The organism is Micromonospora sp. M71_S20, from assembly GCF_003664255.1.
Lineage (GTDB): Bacteria > Actinomycetota > Actinomycetes > Mycobacteriales > Micromonosporaceae > Micromonospora.
Genome location: NZ_RCCV01000001.1, coordinates 1,363,895 through 1,381,972, shown reverse-complemented (window position 1 = coordinate 1,381,972; position 18,078 = coordinate 1,363,895). Strand labels below are relative to the sequence as shown.

Genomic DNA, 18,078 nt, shown 5'->3' with positions numbered 1-18,078 from the left:
GGCGGGTGAAGCCCCGCACGGTCCTCGCCCCGCTGACGGCCGGCAGCACCTGGCGGCGCGGCGTGTTCCTGCTGCTCGGCGGGGTGCTCGTGTTGCCGTACGTGCTGCTGGCGGTGGCCTTCGCCCAGATGCTGACCCGGTCGGACGTGCCCCGGCCGCTGGTGCTGGCCCTGCTCGGCGTCGCGGCGACCATCGCGGCGGTGCCGGTCTTCCTCGACGGCCCCCGCGCGTTGGAGATCGCCGCCGCGCGGGCCCTGCTCGGCGTCGACCTGCCGGACCCGGCGCCCGGGCACGCCGTCGACCGGGAGACCCGGCTGCGCTCGGCGCTCTGGATCGGGCTGCACCTGGTCAGCGGCGGACTGGTGGTGGCCGCCCTGTTCAGCGCCGTGCCGATGGCGCTGGCCTTCATCGGGCAGCAGTTCGGGCTCGACACCGGAATGGCCGGCGGCGACCGGCTCGGGCCGCTCGACGGGCGGGACACCGGCTGGCTGACCCTCGCCGGCGTCGTCGTGCTGGTGGCGCTCGGCTACGCCGTGGCCGGGCTGGGCGCGCTGGCGGTGTCGATGGCCCCGGTGCTGCTCGGCCCGGCCCAGGCGGAACGGATCGCGGCCCTGGAGGCGCGCACCACCCGGCTCGCCGAACGCAACCGGCTGGCCCGGGAGCTGCACGACTCGGTGGGCCACGCCCTCACCGTCGCCACCCTCCAGGCCGGGGCCGCCCGCGAGCTGCTCGACCAGGACCCGGAGTTCGTCCGGCGCGCGCTGGGCGCGATCGAGGAGGCCGGGCGGACCGCCATGGACGACCTGGACCACGTGCTGGGCCTGCTCCGCGAGCCCGACGGCCGGCGGGCCGCGCCGGCGCCGCAGCGTACGCTCGCCGACCTGGACCGGCTGGTGGCCGACACCCGCGCGGCCGGCCTGCCGGTCGACGCCCGGCGCACCGGCGACCCGGCCGACCTGCCGGCGGCGGTCTCCCGGGAGGGCTACCGGATTGTCCAGGAAGGGCTGACCAACGCGGCCCGGTACGGTCGGGGACCGGTCACGCTGCGCCTCGACGTGCACGCCGACGCGCTGGAGCTGGAACTGGAGAACGCGGTGGGCCGGCGCCGCCGCGACGACCCGGGGCGGGGCGGCCGGGGCCTGGACGGGATGCGGGAGCGGGTGCTGCTGCTCGGCGGCCGGCTGACCGTCGGGCCGGACGGCGACCGCTGGCGCATCCGGGTGCGACTGCCGTTCGAGAGGACCCCATGACGACCGGAACCGCGACGGCCACGGGCGTGCTGATCGTCGACGACGACGAACTGATCCGGGTCGGGCTGCGGGCCATCCTCGACGCCCAGCCCGACCTGCGGGTGCTCGGCGAGGCCACCGACGGCGCGGAGGTGCCGCCGCTGGTCGCCCGGCTGCGCCCCCGGGTGGTGCTGATGGACGTGCGGATGCCCGGCATCGACGGCATCCAGGCCACCCGGCGGCTGCTCGCCACCTCCGCCGACCCGCCGCGGGTGCTGGTGGTCACCACCTTCGAGAACGACGAGTACGTCTACGACGCGCTCCGCGCCGGGGCCAGCGGGTTCCTGCTCAAGCGGGCCCGGCCCGCCGAGGTGGTGGAGGCGGTCCGGGTGGTCGCGCGGGGCGAGTCGCTGCTCTTCCCCGCCGCCATCCGCCGCCTCGCCGGGGCGTACGGGGGGCGGGGCGCCGACCGGCTGGCCGCCGCCCGGCTCACCGACCGGGAGGCCGAGGTGCTCCGGCTGATGACCACCGGACTGTCCAACCCGGAGATCGCCGCGCACCTGGTGGTCGGGGTGGAGACCGTGAAGACCCACGTCGGCAACGTGCTGGCCAAGCTCGGCGTCCGCGACCGCACCCAGGCGGTGATCGCGGCGTACGAGTCGGGGTTCGTCACCCCGTCGGGCTGAACGTTCCCTCTTTCGGGGGAGCCGGTTCACCGCCGCACGGGAGGGCGTACGCGGCCCGTCGGCCGAGGCTGGGAAGCATGACGACGACCACCGCTCCCACCCACCGCCCGGCCCCGGGCCGGCCGGACCGGCTCGCCCCGCTGGCCGCCGGCTGGCTCGGCCTCTGGGGCCTGCTCGCCCTGCTCTGCGCCGTCACCGGCGCCGGCTACCCGTTCGGGGCGAACGATCCGCGCGGCGGCGAGGCCAACCTGCTCCGGCTGGTCCCGACCGACGTCGGGCCACCCCTGTTCGCCGTGCTGCTGCTCGGCGCCGCGGTGGCCGCGCTCGCCATGACCGGGCCGGCCCACCGCCCGGCCCGGCCGCTGCGCACCCTGCTGCTGGCGTACGCCTGGACGGTCGCCTTCCTGCTCGCCGTCGTCGTGCCGGACGTGGGGGTGCTGACCATCCTCGGCTACACCCCGATCCTGATCATCGGCGCGCCGTTCGGCTGGCCGCCGGTGGACTACGCCGACGTGTTCACCTGGGCGCTGTTCGCCCGGTTCGCGGCCGTGGTCGGCGGGGTGCTGCTGGCCGGGGCGGTGCTGCGCTGGCAGCGGCGCACCGCCGACGCCTGCCCGGCGTGCGGGCGCGACGGCACCGACCACGGCCGGACCACGCCCGCCTCGGCGGCCCGCTGGGGGCGGGTGGCGGCCTGGACCGCGGCCACCATCCCCGCCCTGTACGCGGTCACCCGGCTCGCCTGGGCGGTCGGCGTCCCGCTCGGCATCGAACGGTCGTTCCTCGACGAGATGCGCGAGTCCGGGCTGGTCTGGGCGGGCGCCGGGCTGGGCGGCTTCGCCCTGGTGGGCGCCGTCCTCACCCTCGGGCTGGTGCAGCGGTGGGGGGAACGGTTCCCGCGCTGGATGGTGGGCCTGGCCGGGCGGCCGGTGCCGGTCGGGCTGGCCGTCGTCCCGGCGACGCTGGTCGCGGTGGCGGTCACCGCGGCGAGCCTCGGCCTGCTCGCCGCCCCCGACTTCTGGGACTTCTCCGACGGGCTCAGCCTGGCCACCGCGCCGATGCTGCTCTGGCCGGTCTGGGGCGTCGCGCTGGGCGCCGCCACGTACGCGTACCACCTGCGCCGCCGGGGCGCCTGCCGGCGCTGCGGGCGCGGCTGAGCCGTACCCCCGGCGGGGGTGCCCGGTCGACGGACCGGGCGCCCCCGCTTTCGTGAGCTAGCGTTGGTCGGGTGACTGCGCCTTCCCCGGTTACCCAGGCCCCACCGGCCAAACTGCCCGGCACGCTCGGCGAGCTGCGGGCGGCCGGCCACGCGTACCGCACGGTCAAGCAGGAACTCCGCGACAACCTCCTGGCCCGGATGCGTGCCGGCGCCGACCGCTTCCCCGGCATCGTCGGCTACGACGACACGGTGCTGCCCGAGGTCGAGCGGGCCCTGCTCGCCGGGCACGACATGGTGCTGCTGGGCGAGCGGGGCCAGGGCAAGACCCGGCTCATCCGCTCCCTCGTCGGCCTGCTCGACGAGTGGACCCCGGTGATCGCCGGCTCGGTGCTCAACGAGCACCCGCTGCACCCGCTCACGCCGGGCACGCGGGCGCTGGTCGCCGAGGCCGGCGACGACCTGCCGGTGGCGTGGCTGCACCGCTCGATGCGCTACGGCGAGAAGCTGGCCACCCCGGACACCAGCGTCGGCGACCTGATCGGCGACGTCGACCCGATCCGCATCGCCCAGGGGCGCACCCTCGGCGACCCGGAGACCATCCACTTCGGCCTGGTCCCGCGCACCAACCGGGGCATCTTCGCCGTCAACGAGCTGCCCGACCTGGCCGAGCGGATCCAGGTGGCGCTGCTCAACGTGCTGGAGGAGCGGGACATCCAGGTCCGCGGCTACCAGCTGCGGCTGCCGCTGGACCTGTTCCTGGTGGCCAGCGCCAACCCGGAGGACTACACCAACCGGGGCCGGATCATCACTCCGCTGAAGGACCGCTTCGGCGCCGAGGTCCGCACCCACTACCCGGTCGACCTCGATCTGGAACTGGCCCTGATCCGGCAGGAGGCCGACCTGGTCGCCGAGGTGCCGGAGCACGTGCTGGAGGTCCTCGCGCGGTTCGCCCGCGCGGTGCGCGAGTCGCCGTCGGTGGACCCGCGCTCCGGGGTCTCCGCCCGGTTCGCCATCGCCGCCGCCGAGACGGTCGCCGCCGCCGCGTTGCGCCGCGCCGGCCTGCTCGCCGCGGCGGAGCCCGCCGAGGGGGTGCGCCCGGAGGCGCCGGTCGCCCGGGTCGGCGACGCGGTGTCGGTGACGTCGACCCTGCGCGGCAAGGTCGAGTTCGAGAGCGGCGAGGAGGGCCGGGAGGTCGAGATCCTCGGCCACCTGCTGCGGACCGCGACCGCCGACACGTTCCGGTCCCGGCTGGCCGGGCTGGACCTCTCCGGCTTCACCGCGCTGGTCGACGACGACGCGGTGATCGAGACCGGGGAGCTGGTCGGCTCCGCCGAGTTGCTGCGCCAGGTGGGCACTGTTCCCGGCCTGGCCAAGGCGCTGGACCGGCTCGGGCTGGGCGACGCGCCCACCCCGGAGCAGGTCGCGGCCGGCGTGGAGTTCGTCCTGGAGGGGCTGCACCTGACCCGCCGGCTCGGCAAGGACGTCACCGACTCCGGCCGGACCCGCTACGGCGGCCGGGCCTGAGCATGGCCGGCGACCGGTTCCGGTACGGGCAGTGGCGGGGCGGCCCCGACCCGCTCGCGCCCCCGTACGACGTGCGGGGGGCGGTGGACGCCGTCGGTGCCGAGGTGCTCGCCGGCGGCAGCCTCCGGGAGGCGCTGCGGGGCCTGCTGCGGCAGGGGCCCCAGGGGCGCGGGGGCCTCGACGACCTTGCCGCCCGGGCCAGGCGGCTGCGCCGGGAGGCGTTGCGCCGGGGCGACCTGGACGGGGCGGTCACCCGGGCCCGGGCCCTGCTCGACCAGGCGCTCGCCGCCGAGCGGGACGAGCTGCGCGGGCGCGACGACGACGACGCGCGGTTCGCCGAGGCGGTGCTGGACAACCTGCCCCGCTCGACGGCCCGCGCCGTGGCGGAGCTGACCGGTTACCGGTGGACCAGCGACGAGGCCCGCCGGACGTACCAGCGGATCCTCGACGGGCTGCGCGACGACGTGCTCGGCCAGCGCTTCGCCGGGCTGCGCGACGCGGTGCGCGCCTCGGCGGACCCGGCCGCGCAGCAGCGGCTGGCCGAGATGATGCGCGACCTCAACGACCTGCTGGCCCGGCACGCCCGGTCGGAGGACACCACCGACGCCTTCGCCGAGTTCATGCGCCGGCACGGGGCGTTCTTCCCCGAGCAGCCGGCCGACGTCGACGAACTGGTCGACGTGCTGGCCCGGCGGTCCGCCGCCGGCGAGCGGCTGATGCGCTCGCTGTCCGACCGCCAGCGCGAGGAACTGGCCGGCCTGATGCGGCAGTCGCTCGGCGACCGGCTCGCCGGGGAGCTGTCCGCGCTGGACGCCAACCTCCGCGCGCTCCGCCCCGACCTGCACGGGGGCCCGGGCGAGCGGGTGCGCGGCGAGCGGCCGCTCGGCTACGGCGAGGCCGCCGGGGCGCTCGGCGAGATCGCCGAGCTGGACGGGCTGCTGGACCAGCTCGACCAGGAGCATCCGGGCGCGACCCTGGACGACGTCGACGTCGACGCGGTGGCCCGGACGCTGGGCCGCGACGCCGCCGACGACGTACGCCGGCTGCGGGAGCTGGAGCGGGAGCTGCGCCGGCAGGGGTGGGTGAGCCGGGACGCCGACGGGCTGACCCTGAGCCCGAAGGCGCTGCGCCGGCTCGGCGGCACGGCGCTGCGGCGCGTCTTCGCGGACCTGACGGCCGGGCCGCGCGGCCAGCACGACCTGCGCTCGGCGGGCGCCGCCGGCGAGGTCAGCGGCGGCTCCCGGCCGTGGGAGTACGGCGACGAGCAGCCCCTCGACGTGGTGCGGACGCTGACCCGGGCGGTCCGCCGCGCCGGCTCCGGCGTGCCGGTGCGGTTGGCCGTCGAGGACTTCGAGGTGGTGGAGACCGAGCTGCGGGCCTCGGCGGCGGTGGTGCTCTGCGTCGACCTCTCCTACTCGATGATCTCCCAGGGCCGGTGGGGCCCGATGAAGCAGACCGCGCTGGCGCTGGCGCACCTGATGGCCACCCGGTTCCCCCAGGACGCGTTGCAGATCGTCGGCTTCGGCCTGGAGGCGCTGCCGCTGACCCAGCAGGAGCTGGCCGCCGTCGAGCCCGACCTGCGGCAGGGCACGAACCTCCAGCACGCGCTGCGGCTGGCCGCCCGGCACCTGCGGCGGCACCCGGACGCCGAGCCGGTGGTGCTGGTGGTCACCGACGGGGAGCCGACCGCCCACCTGGACCCGGACGACGGGGAGGCGCTGTTCCACTGGCCGTCGCTGCCGGAGACGATCGAGGCGACCGTACGCGAGGTGGACCGGCTCGCCCGCTACGGCGCCACGCTCAACCTGTTCATGCTCGGCGACGATCCCGGCCTGCGCCGCTTCGTCGACGCCGTGGCCCGCCGCTCGAAGGGCCGCATGTTCACCCCGGACCTGGAGGACCTCGGCGAGTACGTGGTCTCCGACTACCTGCGTACCCGGCAGCCGCGCCGGCGCTGACCCGGCGTTTCCGGCCGGTCCCTTCCGGGTGAACCGTCCGCGGGAACGCCGGGTCGGACGGCGCGGGCCGGGATTGACTGGGGGCATGGACAGCGGGGCTTTGCGGGGGGCGTACGCGGAGGTGCTCGCGGAGGTCGACGCGGGCGGGTTCGGGCCACCGCCGGCCGGGCAGCTGAGCGCCGAGCAGATCGTCGCGCACCTCGCCGCCAACGACGAGCTGATGACCGAGGCGACCGAGGCGGTCATCGCCGGCGCGCCGTTCGCGTACTACGACCTGGAGACCATTCACCGCCCGCAGGTGGACGCGCTGGTCGTCGAGTGCGGCGGGCTGGCCGGGCTGGCCACCCTGCTGCGGGCCACCAGCCAGAAGCTCTGCGCGCTGACCGAGCGGCTCGGCGCGGCGGCGCAGACCCCGGTCGACACCCACCTGCGGGAGGGCTTCGACCTCGTCGTCGACGAGCCGTTGCCCTGGGGCCGCACCCTCGACCTGCACGCCCGCGTCCACCTGCCGAAGCACCTGGCCCAGCTGCGCATGCTGCGCGCCGGCTGAGGGGCGCGTCAGTCGACGACCCGGACGTCCTTCCAGAAGGCGACCCGGTCGCGGACCATCTCCGCCTCCGGCTTCGGCTCCGGGTAGTACCAGACCGCGTCGGCGCTGGTCCGGCCGTCGTGTTCCAGGGTGTAGTAGGACGCGGTGCCCTTCCACGGGCAGACGGTGTGCGTGTCGGACTCGCGGATCAGGTCGGCGCGCAGGGCGGCGCGCGGGAAGTAGTGGTTCCCCTCGACCAGCACGGTGTCGTCGCTCTCGGCCACGACCAGGTCGTTCCAGACGGCTCTCGGCATGGCTCCCACGCTATGCCGGCGGATCGGCGACGGCCAGTGGTCGACACGGCCGCGAGCGCGCCGGTGGACGTCCCCCACGGCGGGCGCGCTGGCGCGTACAGTGATCGCATGTGTGCGGTCCGTGTGGATCATCATCCGGTCGACCACGACGGTGCGGTGGTCCGGTTGCGACAGTCGTACGCGGCGGTGCCCGCGGGCGAACCGGTGCGGCTGGCCAAGCGCACCTCCAACCTGTTCCGCCCGCGGTCCGCCCCGCGCGCACCGGGCCTGGACGTCAGCGGGCTCACGGGCGTGCTCGCCGTGGACCCGGTCGCCCGCACGGCCGACGTGCAGGGCATGTGCACCTACGAGGACCTGGTCGACGCGACCCTGCCGCACGGGCTGATGCCGCTGGTGGTGCCGCAGTTGCGCACCATCACCCTCGGTGGGGCCGTGACCGGGCTCGGCATCGAGTCGACGTCGTTCCGCAACGGACTGCCGCACGAGTCGGTGGTCGAGATGGACGTGCTCACCGGGTCCGGCGGGATCGTCACCGCCCGTCCGGAGGGGGAGCACGCCGACCTCTTCGCGGCGTTCCCCAACTCGCTGGGCAGCCTGGGCTACGCCACCCGGCTGCGCATCGAGCTCCAGCCGGTACGCCGCTTCGTGGCCCTGCGCAACGTCCGGTTCACCCGGCTGGAGGCGCTCGCCGACGCGCTCGCCGAGGTGAGCGCGACCCGGTCCTGGGCGGGGGAGGCGGTGGACGCGATGGACGGGGTGATGTTCAGCCCCGGCGAGGCGTACCTGGTGCTCGGCACCTTCACCGACGACGCGCCGCCGGCCAGCGACTACACGGGCCAGGACATCTACTACCGCTCGCTGCGCCGGCGCACGCACGACGCACTGACCACGTACGACTATCTCTGGCGCTGGGACACCGACTGGTTCTGGTGCTCGGCGGCGTTCGGCGTGCAGCACCCGGTGCTCCGGCGGGTCTGGCCGGCGCGGTGGCGGCGCAGCGACGTCTACCACCGGCTGGTCCGGTTGGAGCACCGCCACGGCGTGGCCGCCCGGATCGACCGCCTGCGCGGCCAGCCGGCGCGCGAGCGGGTGGTGCAGGACGTGGAGATCCCGCTGGAGCGGATGGCGGAGTTCCTGCGCTGGTTCGCCCGCACCGTCGGGATGACCCCGGTCTGGCTCTGCCCGCTGCGGCTGCGTGAGCCCTCCGGTCCGGGATCGGCCCGGGCCTGGCCGCTCTATCCGCTCCGGGCCGGGCAGAACTACGTCAACGTCGGCTTCTGGGGCAGCGTGCCGATCGCGGCGGGCGCCGCCGACGGCGACGTCAACCGCGCGATCGAGCGCATGGTGTCGGAGTCGGGCGGCCACAAGTCGCTCTACTCCGACGCGTACTACGACCGGGAATCGTTCGACCGGCTCTACGGCGGCGCGACGTGGCGCGCGGTCAGGGACCGCTACGACCCGGACCACCGGCTCACCGGACTGTACGAGAAGGCGGTAGCACGAGCATGAGCCTGACCGATCGAGACCAGGGGGCGGCGAGCGCTCCCGCCAGCCCGCCGGCGGGGAGCCGGCGCCCGGGTCCGACCGTGGCGGACGTCGTCCGCGCGTTGACCACCGGTGCCCTGCCGGTGCGGGTCACCGGGTACGACGGCAGCGCGGTGGGCCCGGCCGACGCCGGGATCACCCTGTCGATCCGTTCCGAGCGAGGCCTGACGTACCTGCTCACCGCCCCGGGCGACCTGGGCATGGCCCGGGCGTACGTCGGCGGCGACCTGGCGTTGCAGGGGGTGCACCCCGGCGACCCGTACGAGGCGTTGCGGGTGCTCAAGGACGAGCTGCGGCTGCGTACGCCGTCGCTGGCCGAGGGGCTGGCCCTCGTGCGCGGGCTGGGCTGGGAGCGGCTGATGCCGCCGCCGCCCCCGCCGCAGGAGGCGCTGCCGCGCTGGAAGCGCCTGGTGAACGGGCTGCGGCACTCCCGCACCCGGGACAGCACCGCGATCTCCCACCACTACGACGTCTCGAACGCCTTCTACGAGAAGGTGCTCGGCCCGTCGATGACGTACACCTGCGCGGTCTTCCGCTCGCCCGACGACACGCTGGAGCAGGCGCAGGCGGCCAAGTACGACCTGGTGGCGCAGAAGCTGGCGCTCAAGGCGGGGATGCGGCTGCTCGACGTGGGCTGCGGGTGGGGCGGCATGGTCCGGCACGCGGCCCGCGAGTACGGCGTGAAGGCGCTGGGGGTGACCCTGTCCCGGGCGCAGGCCGAGTGGGCCCGGGCGGCGATCGAGCGGGAGGGGCTGACCGGCCTGGCCGAGGTGCGCCACCTCGACTACCGGGACGCGCCGCGCGAGCAGTTCGACGCGGTCTCCTCGATCGGCCTGACCGAGCACATCGGGGTGCGCAACTACCCGGCTTATTTCGGCGCCCTGTCGGACCGGCTGCGGCCGGACGGTCGGCTGCTCAACCACTGCATCACGCGGGCCGACAACCGCGCGCCGCACCGCTCGGGCGCGTTCATCGACCGCTACGTCTTCCCCGACGGGGAGCTGGCCGGCCCGGGGCGCGTGGTCGGCGAGATCCACGACGTCGGGCTGGAGGTGCAGCACGAGGAGAACCTGCGGCTGCACTACGCGCTGACCCTGGCCGCCTGGTGCCGCAACCTCGTGACGCACTGGGACTTCTGCGTCTCGGAGGTGGGGCCGGGCACGGCCCGGGTGTGGGGTCTCTACATGGCCGGGTCCCGGTTGGCGTTCGAGCGCAACGGCATCCAGCTGCACCAGGTGCTGGCCACCCGAAACGGCCCGGAGGGGGCGAGCGGCTACCCACTGCGCCCCGACTGGCTGCCCTGACCCGCGTCCGACAGCCGCGCCGCCCGTCGGCGCGGCTTCCGGCGAAGCCATTGACAAACAAATTTTGTACGTACAAACTGATTTTGCCATGAGAGACGTCCTGTACCTGGAACAGATCGAGCAGGCCGAGGTCCTGCTCAAGCCGCAGCGCGTCGAGGTGCTGCGGCAACTGGCCGAGCCCCGCACCTGCACCGAGGTCGCCACCCGGCTGGAGCAGACGCCGCAGCGCGTCTACTACCACGTCAAGCAGCTCGTCGCCGCCGGCCTGGTCGAGCTGGTCAACGAACGCAAGGTCCGGGGCATCACGGAGGGCATCTACCAGGCCGCCGCCCGCTCCTACTGGCTGTCCCCCCGACTGGTCGGGCGGATCGGCCTGCGCCGCGCCCGCGACGAGCTGAGCCTCGGCTACCTGCTGGACCTGATGGAGGAGGTCCAGGAGGACATCGCCGGGCTGGACCGCGCCGCTCCCGAGCTCCCCTCGATCGGGGTCGCCGGCGAGATCCGGGTGCCGGTGGAACAACGCCAGCAGTTCCTGCACGACCTGCAGACCGCTCTGCAGGACCTGTTCACGCGCTACGGGGGCGCCGAGGGCGACGCCTTCAAGCTCGCCGTGGCCTGCTATCCGAAGGGGAAAGAACGTGAGTGAACCGATGAAGCTGCCCGTCCGCCTCGCCGCGCCCGTCGCGACCGTCCGCCGCGCCCTGACCGACCCGGCCGAGCTGCGCCTCTGGCTCGCCGAGCACGCCGAGGTCGAGCTGCCGCGACGGTACGAGTTCTGGGGCCGGTACACCCCGGAGGGCGACGCGCCGCACCAGCGGTTGTTGCACGCCGACGACGACACGCTGCGCTTCACCTGGCTGCTCGACGGCGTCGAGACCACCGCCGAGTTCGCCCTGCGCGCGGAGGGCCCCGACACCACCGTGCTGACCCTGACCCAGAGCCACTTCGACTTCGCCGAGGCGATGAGCGGCAGCACCATCCGGGGCGTGCTCCAGACCTTCTGGAGCCTGTCGATCGCCAACCTGGCCGCCCACCTGGAAGGGCAACCGCTGCTGCCGAAGGTCGACTTCACCTCCGCCGAGCTGCGCGGCGAGCTGCTGATCGACGCGCCGACGGCGAAGGTGTTCGAGTCGCTGACCGACTCCGAGCAGGCCAGCGCCTGGTTCGGCTACCCGGTCGGCATCGAGCCGTGGGTCGGTGGCCGCTACGCCATGGGCGGCTTCGAGCACGGCTACGCGGCCAAGGTCGTCGACCTGGAGCCCGGCCGGAAGCTGTCGGTGGACTGGGGGCCGACCGGCGTCAGCACCTGGGAGCTGGCCGAGTCGCAGGGGAAGACGAAGCTGACCTTCGTGCAGTCCGGCTTCGACGAGCAGAACCCCCCGTACGGGGCCTGGGCCGGGTCGCTCTCGGGGCTGTTCGAGCTGCGCCGCTTCCACGAGATGGCGGACTGGCAGCCGATCTGGCTCCCCGCGGAGGTGCCGGGCCTGGAACCCGCGCCCGCGAAGGCGACGAGCTGACGTACGCCTCGGGCGCGCTCCCGCCGGAGCGCGCCCGGGGCCGTCGAAAGTCGCAGGTGATAGACGGGCGACTGGTGGGTACTGGGGGGCGATGTTCTTCATCTTCGGGCTCCGGACCAAGGTCAGCCAGTCCGGCGTGGTGCAGCAGGTCTGCCGCAACTGCCACAACCACGCCGCGCAGGTGATCACGCGCCGATCGACGAAGTTCAGCCTGTTCTTCGTGCCGATCATCCCGATCCGCACCCGCTACGTGCAGCAGTGCACCTTCTGCGGCGCCCAGTACGAGATCTCCCGGTCCGAGGCCGAGCGCCTCCCCGTCGGCTGAGCCCCACCGATGGCCCGTTTCCTCTGCTGGCTGATCGGCCGGCAGCCCGCCGTGCCCGCCCCGGCCCCGGTGCACACCGTCTCCCGGCCGCCGTGCACTCCCGGACGTCGCCGCCGTCGCCGCGACCGCCGGCCGCTGGCCGGCACCGCCCTGCCCCGTTCACCCTGGAACCGCTCCGCCGGGCGCTGACCGGTCCGTGATCCGCAGAGCCTCGGCGGACTGGTGGGGCCGTGCCAGGATGTGGCGGTGTCGTACCCCCCTCATGCGTCGTACCCGCACATGCCCGGCCCCGTCACGCCGATGGTGTACCCCCACCCGATCGCGCCCCCGCCCGGCTACGCGGTGCTCGCCGTCTCGGTGAACCGTGGCCCGTACATCGTGCCCGCCCCCACCACGAGCAAGTTCAAGGTCAGCGGCCAGACGGTGCCGATCCCCGGCGAGGGCACCTGGTACGTGGTGATCCCTCCCGGGTCGCACGACGTCCGGTACACCGACTTCATGGGCCTGCCGCTGATCACCACCGCGCTGGTCGCCCAGCCCGGCGCGGCCTACCACCTGGCGTTCCGTTTCGGTGGCTGGCGCAACCGCGCCTACGACGGGTACGGCACCGACGTGACGAAGTTCGGGCTCTGGTCGAACTACAGCATCATGCTGGTCACGTTCGGCGTCATCGGACTGATCTGCTGCGGTGTCCTGGGGCCGTACGCGGCCCTGCTCTGAGCCGGTTCCGCCCGGCCCGGCCCCGGGCCGCGGTCGCGTCGGGTGCCACCGGCCGGGGCGGCGCCCGGCGCGGGCGGCGGTGACCGCCTATCGTGGCGGATCGTGACGAGCACCGAGGAACGACTGGCCGCGATCCGCGGCGGCGTGCCACCGAGGCGGCACAACGCGCGCACCATCGCCGCCCTGACCAGCAACCCGGGCTGCACCCGGCGGGCCGTGCTGGACGGCGCGGGGGTGGACAAGCCGAAGCTGGCCGAGCGGATCGGCTTTCCCGCCCGGTTCGGGCAGTCCCGGTTCGCCATCACCCGGGGCAACGCGTTCGAGGCGCAGGTCAAGGCCGACGGCGGGGCCGAGCTGCTGCGGCTGGTCGCCGAGCGGCTGGGCGTACCGGTGCCGGCGGCGGCGAGCTGGACGGACCTCGGCGACGGCGTCGAGGACGACACGGCCGCCCGGCACCGCCGCTCCGCCGCGCTGCTGACCGGCGCGACTCCCGGCGGGACGGACGACGGCGCCGCGCTGTTCGACCACCCGCTGCTGGGTCTGGACGTCGCCGGCCGCCGGGTGCACCTGGAGCCGGACCTGGTCGCCGCCCGGCTCGCCGGCCGGTTCCACGTCGTCGAGATCAAGTCGTTCCCGGTGGTCGACGGCCAGGCCGACCCGGCCAAGGTGTCCGCCGCCGCGATCCAGGCCGCCGTCTACGTGCTGGCCCTGCGCGAGCTGCTCGCCGCCGCCGGCCACGACCCGGAGCTGGTGTCGCACGACGCGGTGCTGGTCTGCCCGCGCGACTTCGCCAACCAGCCGGTGGCCAGCCTGGTCGACGTGCGCAAGCAACTGCTGGTGCTGCGCCGCCAGCTCGACCGGATGGCCCGGGTCGACGCGCTGCTGGCCACCGTGCCCGAGGACTTCACCGCCGACGTGACGGCCGAGCCCGCGGCGCTGCTCGCCGCGCTGTCGGGGGTGGCGGCCCGCTACGCGCCCGAGTGCCTGGCGGCCTGCGAGCTGGCGTACTTCTGCCGCACCGAGGCGCGCGGCCACACCGGGGCGCTGGGCCGGCCGGTCCGGGAGGCGCTCGGCGGGGTCGCGGAGGTCGACGAGGTGCTGGCGCTGGCGGCCGGCGAACGCACGCCGGAGCCGGGGCAGGAGGAGGCCGCCGCGCTGCTGCGGGCCGCCGCCCGGCTGCGCGCCGACGCCCTCACCGGGACCCCCGCATGAGTACGCCGGCCGCCCGTCGCCACCACCCGGCCGATCCCTCGCCGCCCCGCGCCGGTTCACTCGCGGGGCCGGGGCGGGCGGCGCGGCCACCAGCCGCCGCCGGCCGTGCGGGCAGGTCGGCGTGAGCACGTTGCGCGCGTTGGCCCGGGCCCAGGCGCTCGCCGCCGGGGTGGCCCAGCCGGTGGCCACCGTCCGGCACCTGCACCTGGCCGAGCGACCGTTGGTGCTGGTGCCCCTGGCGATGGCCGGCGAGGCGAACGCGCCGCTGGCGGCGCTGGTCGGCGACGCCCCGGACGCGGCGCGGCTGCTGGTCGTGCCGCAGCCCCGCAACCGCGACCAGCGGTTCGCGTTCGCCGCCGAGCTGGCCGGGATCGTGCTGCCCTACCTGGACGGGTTCCGGGGCGTCTCCGAGGCGGTGCCGGTCGACCGGGGCCGGGACGTGCGCTACCGCCACGTCGACGCCCCGCAGCTGCTGGTGCCGAACCCCGCCGGGATCACCTTCCTGCGGCTGCTCGGCCGCTCCACCCGCTTCCGCCGCCCCGACGGGGAGTATCCGGTGCACCCGTCGGTGCCGGTGCTCGGGCGCTGGCTGACCTTCTTCGCCGAGCGGGCCGAGCATCCCGGCTCGTCGGCGCTGCTGGCGATGACCGACGCGCTGGCCCTGCACTGGGCCACCGGGCAGAGCGTGGTGGAGGACCTGCACCTGCCGGCGCTGCTCGGCTGGATCGACCCGCCGGCCGGGCTCACCGGCGCCGAGGCGGCGGCCCGGGCCGAGGACCCGGCGACCTGCCCGCCCGCCGGCCCGGCCACCGACCCGGACTTCGACAACCGGTGGCTCGCCCCGGCCATCGCCGCGTACACCGACGCCGAGGACGACCCGGTCGCGCGCGCCGGGGCGTACGCGGAGCTGGAACGGCTGCTGCGCGATCAGCTCGCGCCCACCTGGGAGCTGATGTGGCGCGGCGTGGGGCTGCTGCGCGGCCTGCCCCCGGGCGCCCGGGTGGCCGGCCGGTGGGACGGCGACAAGGACGCCTTCACCGGCTACGCCGAACACGTCGACGCGGGCGGCGCGCCGCAGCCCCGCCGCGACGGGGCGGTCGCCGCCGCCCAGCGGCTGCACCGGCTGGAACGGGCCCTGACCTCGTACGCGGTGCAGCGCGCCTACGACGACCCGCTGGTGATGGCGGAGCACCGGCTGACCGGTGAGGCGTTCGTCGGCGAGGTGACCCTGGCGGACCCGAAGCGGGTCGACGACACCGGCAAGCGACCGGTGCTGCGCCCCCGGATCCAGCTGGTCACCACCGAGCCGGTGCTCGTGCCGGTCGGCGCGACGCTGTACTCGCCGGCCCGGCCGGCGCAGAAGGCCCGGCTGGTCTTCGTCACCCCGGCGGCGGACGGCAAGACCGAGGTCGTGCTGGAGCTCTCCGGGGGGATGGGCCGGGGCCTGACCGCGCCGCCGGGCAGCGTGCCCGAGGTGGGGGAGCGGCTCTGCTACACCACCCTGTCGGACGCGTTCATGCCGGCGGGGGCGTTCCCGGCGGTGGATGAGACGCCCTGGACGCACGGCGGACCGCCGGTCGTCGCCGCCCCGGCGGACGACGCTGGACCGGTTGGCCCGGGGCGGGACGGCGACCCGATGGAGGAGTGGTCCTGAAGGCCCGTCAACGCTGACGCACCGCCCCGGGTACTGGCCGATTCAATGCCATATGTCTCTGGTGGAGGCTTTGCGAGTGGGGCCCCCGGGCCATGCACGCGGCTCGATAGCATGCGCGCGATCCGAGCCGCCTGATCGGCCCGGATGACACCTAGAGACACGGGGGACCACTTTGTCATCTCGTCGCGTACGCCGGTGGATCGCCGCCCTGCTGGGCGCCACCCTCGCGGCCGGACTGTTGGGCGGGGGCTCCGCCTCGGCCATCGCCGCCGCCGATCCGGTCCCGGACGGCAGCTACCTCTTCAACGCCAAGATCACCTTCGGTGAGGTCCGGGCCTGCTCCGGCGCGCTCATCGACCCGAACTGGATCGTGACGGCGAAGTCCTGCTTCGCCGACGGCACCGATCCGACCGTCGCCGGCGCGCCCGCCCGGGCGACCACCGCGCTCGTCGGCCGCACGGACCTCACGGCCACGTCCGGAGTGCACCGCCGCGTCACCCACGTCGTGCCCCACCCGGGCCGCAACCTCGCACTGGCGCGGCTCTCCGCCCCGGCCACCGGCGTGCCCACGGTCGCGCTCGCCACCACCGCGCCGACCGCCGCCGAGACCCTACGGGTCACCGGCTACGGCCGCACCGCCACGGAGTGGGTGCCCAACCGGCTGCACCAGGGATTTTTCACCGTCCAGGACGTGACCGGCGGATCCGTCGGGCTGGTCGGCGCGTCGGCCGGCGCCACCCTCTGCAAGGGCGACGCCGGCGGCCCGGCGTTCCGCGAGGACGCCGGCACCGTCGAGTTGGCCGCCATCGCTGCCACGTCCTGGCAGAAGGGGTGCCTGGGCGAGACCGAGACCCGCGACGGCGCCACCGCCACCCGCGTGGACGACCTCGGCCCCTGGGTCCGTGAGCAGCTCGCCGACGTGCAGATCTTCGGTGTCCTCGCCAGCGGTCAGCTCACCTACAGCGTCATCGACTCCGCCACCGGCGACCTGCGGGCCAACCGGCAGTCGACCGCGACCCTCGGCTTCACGCCCAAGGCGATGGCGACGCTGAACGAGAACACGATCCTGATCAGCGACACCGGCGGCACCCTGTACCGGGTGGACGTCACCGGACACGACCCGCTGACCTTCACCACGACGAGCATCGCCGCCGGGTGGTCGCCGTACGACCGGCTGGCCTACGACGGCTACGGCTCCCTCTACTACATCAACGGGAGCACCAACCACCTCTACCGGCGCACGATCACCAGCGCCAAGCCGACCGGCGCGGATCTCACCCGGGCGACGGCGGTCTCCACCGGCTTCGGTCAGAAGACCATCACCTCGCCGGCCCCCGGACGGATCCTCGGCACGGTCTCCGACGGCCGGCTGCTCTCCTACCGCGTCTACGGAGACGGCCCGGGTGGGTGGACCGTCAGCACGCTGGCCACCACGGGCTGGGCTGCCCCGACGCACCTCGTCTCGCCCGGCGGCGGCTTCTACTACGCCCGCAACTCCGCCGGCCGGCTGGACCGCTACCGCGACGCGAACCCCGTCGACGGCAGCGGCACCGATATCCAGAGCTTCCCCACCGACCCGGTCAGTGCCTCCGGCTGGAACCAGGTGCTGCTCTCCGCCCGTCCCTGGGCCGGGCTCGTCTCGGTCTTCGGCGCCAAGCCCGACGGCCGCCTGTCGTACACCGCGCTCGATCCGGTGACCGGGGCGAAGAAGGTCAGCACCGTCTCGGCGCAGACCCTCGGCTTCACCCCGAAGGCGATGGCCACCCTCAATTCGGACACCATCGTGATGACCGGCACCAACGCACACCTCTACCGGGTGGACGTCACCAGCCACGAGCCGCTGGCCTTCACCGTGTCGGCGCCGATCGCCACCAGCGGGTGGACCCACGACCGGCTGGTCCACGACGGCAACGGCGGCCTCTTCGGCACGGCCAACGGCTTCCTGCGCCGCTACAAGGTGACCAAGGCCAAGCCGGGGCCGGGCGACTTCCCCAGCTGGCCGGTGTACGACAACAACGGCGATCCGGCCACCGGGTTCAGCCTGCCCACGCTGGGCGCCACCGGCAAGAACCGGCTCGTCGCCACGGCCGGCAGCATCCTGGTGGCGTACGACGTCGACGCCAACGACGTGTGGCACCGGCAGGACCTGGTAACCACCGGCTGGAGCAACATGACCTCGCTCTTCTCCCCCGGCGGAGGCCACTACTACCGGCGGGACGCCAACGGCGTGGTCACCGGCTACCTGGACGCCAGCCCGTTCAACGGCAGCGGCACCGACGTGACCGCCTACGCGCCGACGGGCCCCGCCAGCACCGGGTGGGACCCGATCCTGTCGGCCGTGCCCTACGATGCGTGGCCGGACAGCACCCGCCGTTGGTGAGGCGCTGACGATCTGACGTAATGAC

General features: G+C 74.8%; 16 protein-coding genes. 15 read left to right on the top strand and 1 reads right to left on the bottom strand.

Going from position 1 to position 18,078, the window contains the following annotated elements; all coding sequences use genetic code 11:
- Nucleotides 1-5 precede the first annotated feature (5 nt).
- The 6 genes from DER29_RS06115 to DER29_RS06090 all read left to right on the top strand — a co-directional run bounded on the left by DER29_RS06115 (nucleotide 6) and on the right by DER29_RS06090 (nucleotide 7,103).
- On the top strand, nucleotides 6-1,250 hold the full coding sequence (locus DER29_RS06115) for a sensor histidine kinase (protein ID WP_121396441.1): 1,245 nt from the start codon (nucleotides 6-8) through the stop codon (nucleotides 1,248-1,250).
- On the top strand, nucleotides 1,247-1,915 hold the full coding sequence (locus tag DER29_RS06110; RefSeq protein WP_121396440.1) for a response regulator transcription factor: 669 nt from the start codon (nucleotides 1,247-1,249) through the stop codon (nucleotides 1,913-1,915). Before DER29_RS06115 ends, DER29_RS06110 begins: the two co-directional genes overlap by 4 nt.
- Nucleotides 1,916-1,992: 77 nt before the next feature.
- Nucleotides 1,993-3,069 carry a hypothetical protein gene (locus tag DER29_RS06105; protein ID WP_121396439.1) on the top strand — a complete coding sequence of 359 codons (1,077 nt, stop codon included), beginning with the start codon at nucleotides 1,993-1,995 and terminating at the stop codon, nucleotides 3,067-3,069.
- 71 nt (nucleotides 3,070-3,140) lie between these two features.
- On the top strand, nucleotides 3,141-4,595 hold the full coding sequence (locus DER29_RS06100; protein WP_121396438.1) for a magnesium chelatase: 1,455 nt from the start codon (nucleotides 3,141-3,143) through the stop codon (nucleotides 4,593-4,595).
- Between the two features lie 2 nt (nucleotides 4,596-4,597).
- The gene (locus DER29_RS06095) at nucleotides 4,598-6,553 is read left to right on the top strand and encodes a VWA domain-containing protein (RefSeq protein WP_121396437.1); all 1,956 of its coding nucleotides are present in this window, start codon (nucleotides 4,598-4,600) and stop codon (nucleotides 6,551-6,553) included.
- Between the two features lie 85 nt (nucleotides 6,554-6,638).
- On the top strand, nucleotides 6,639-7,103 hold the full coding sequence (locus DER29_RS06090) for a hypothetical protein (protein ID WP_121396436.1): 465 nt from the start codon (nucleotides 6,639-6,641) through the stop codon (nucleotides 7,101-7,103).
- An 8-nt stretch (nucleotides 7,104-7,111) separates the two neighbouring features.
- On the opposite strand, the gene DER29_RS06085 is transcribed toward DER29_RS06090, so the two are convergent.
- Nucleotides 7,112-7,396: a DUF427 domain-containing protein gene (locus DER29_RS06085; protein ID WP_121396435.1), complete on the bottom strand. Its 285-nt coding sequence runs from the start codon at nucleotides 7,394-7,396 to the stop codon at nucleotides 7,112-7,114.
- A 108-nt stretch (nucleotides 7,397-7,504) separates the two neighbouring features.
- On the opposite strand from DER29_RS06085, the gene DER29_RS06080 reads away from it, so the two are divergent.
- From DER29_RS06080 to DER29_RS06035, 9 genes are all read left to right on the top strand, one after another.
- A complete protein-coding gene (locus tag DER29_RS06080) occupies nucleotides 7,505-8,905 on the top strand; it encodes an FAD-binding oxidoreductase (RefSeq protein ID WP_121399041.1) in 1,401 nt (466 codons plus the stop codon).
- Complete coding sequence (locus DER29_RS06075; protein WP_121396434.1) at nucleotides 8,902-10,245, top strand: class I SAM-dependent methyltransferase; 1,344 nt, start codon at nucleotides 8,902-8,904, stop codon at nucleotides 10,243-10,245. The genes DER29_RS06080 and DER29_RS06075 overlap by 4 nt, the downstream gene beginning before the upstream one ends.
- A gap of 88 nt (nucleotides 10,246-10,333) precedes the next feature.
- On the top strand, nucleotides 10,334-10,891 hold the full coding sequence (locus tag DER29_RS06070; protein ID WP_121396433.1) for a helix-turn-helix domain-containing protein: 558 nt from the start codon (nucleotides 10,334-10,336) through the stop codon (nucleotides 10,889-10,891).
- Complete coding sequence (locus DER29_RS06065; RefSeq protein ID WP_121396432.1) at nucleotides 10,884-11,762, top strand: SRPBCC family protein; 879 nt, start codon at nucleotides 10,884-10,886, stop codon at nucleotides 11,760-11,762. The genes DER29_RS06070 and DER29_RS06065 overlap by 8 nt, the downstream gene beginning before the upstream one ends.
- A 91-nt stretch (nucleotides 11,763-11,853) precedes the next feature.
- Nucleotides 11,854-12,087, top strand: coding sequence for a zinc-ribbon domain-containing protein (locus DER29_RS06060; protein ID WP_121396431.1), 234 nt, complete (start codon nucleotides 11,854-11,856; stop codon nucleotides 12,085-12,087).
- A 246-nt stretch (nucleotides 12,088-12,333) separates the two neighbouring features.
- Entirely contained in the window at nucleotides 12,334-12,807 is a 474-nt protein-coding gene (locus tag DER29_RS06050) for a hypothetical protein (protein WP_121396429.1), read from the top strand.
- Nucleotides 12,808-12,909: 102 nt separating this feature from the next.
- On the top strand, nucleotides 12,910-14,019 hold the full coding sequence (locus DER29_RS06045) for a hypothetical protein (RefSeq protein ID WP_121396428.1): 1,110 nt from the start codon (nucleotides 12,910-12,912) through the stop codon (nucleotides 14,017-14,019).
- Nucleotides 14,020-14,140: 121 nt separating this feature from the next.
- Nucleotides 14,141-15,673, top strand: a complete 1,533-nt coding sequence (locus DER29_RS06040; RefSeq protein ID WP_121396427.1) for a hypothetical protein — start codon at nucleotides 14,141-14,143, stop codon at nucleotides 15,671-15,673.
- A 172-nt stretch (nucleotides 15,674-15,845) separates the two neighbouring features.
- The gene (locus DER29_RS06035; RefSeq protein ID WP_121396426.1) at nucleotides 15,846-18,053 is read left to right on the top strand and encodes a tachylectin-related carbohydrate-binding protein; all 2,208 of its coding nucleotides are present in this window, start codon (nucleotides 15,846-15,848) and stop codon (nucleotides 18,051-18,053) included.
- Nucleotides 18,054-18,078: the final 25 nt, after the last annotated feature.

Excerpts from the sequence above, each read along its gene's own strand:
- DER29_RS06105 (WP_121396439.1), top strand. The coding sequence starts at position 1,993 with ATGACGACGACCACCGCTCCCACCCACCGCCCGGCCCCGGGCCGGCCG.
- DER29_RS06075 (WP_121396434.1), top strand. The coding sequence starts at position 8,902 with ATGAGCCTGACCGATCGAGACCAGGGGGCGGCGAGCGCTCCCGCCAGC.
- DER29_RS06085 (WP_121396435.1), bottom strand. The coding sequence starts at position 7,396 with ATGCCGAGAGCCGTCTGGAACGACCTGGTCGTGGCCGAGAGCGACGAC.
- DER29_RS06060 (WP_121396431.1), top strand. The coding sequence starts at position 11,854 with ATGTTCTTCATCTTCGGGCTCCGGACCAAGGTCAGCCAGTCCGGCGTG.
- DER29_RS06070 (WP_121396433.1), top strand. The coding sequence starts at position 10,334 with ATGAGAGACGTCCTGTACCTGGAACAGATCGAGCAGGCCGAGGTCCTG.
- DER29_RS06110 (WP_121396440.1), top strand. The coding sequence starts at position 1,247 with ATGACGACCGGAACCGCGACGGCCACGGGCGTGCTGATCGTCGACGAC.
- DER29_RS06090 (WP_121396436.1), top strand. The coding sequence starts at position 6,639 with ATGGACAGCGGGGCTTTGCGGGGGGCGTACGCGGAGGTGCTCGCGGAG.
- DER29_RS06095 (WP_121396437.1), top strand. The coding sequence starts at position 4,598 with ATGGCCGGCGACCGGTTCCGGTACGGGCAGTGGCGGGGCGGCCCCGAC.
- DER29_RS06080 (WP_121399041.1), top strand. The coding sequence starts at position 7,505 with ATGTGTGCGGTCCGTGTGGATCATCATCCGGTCGACCACGACGGTGCG.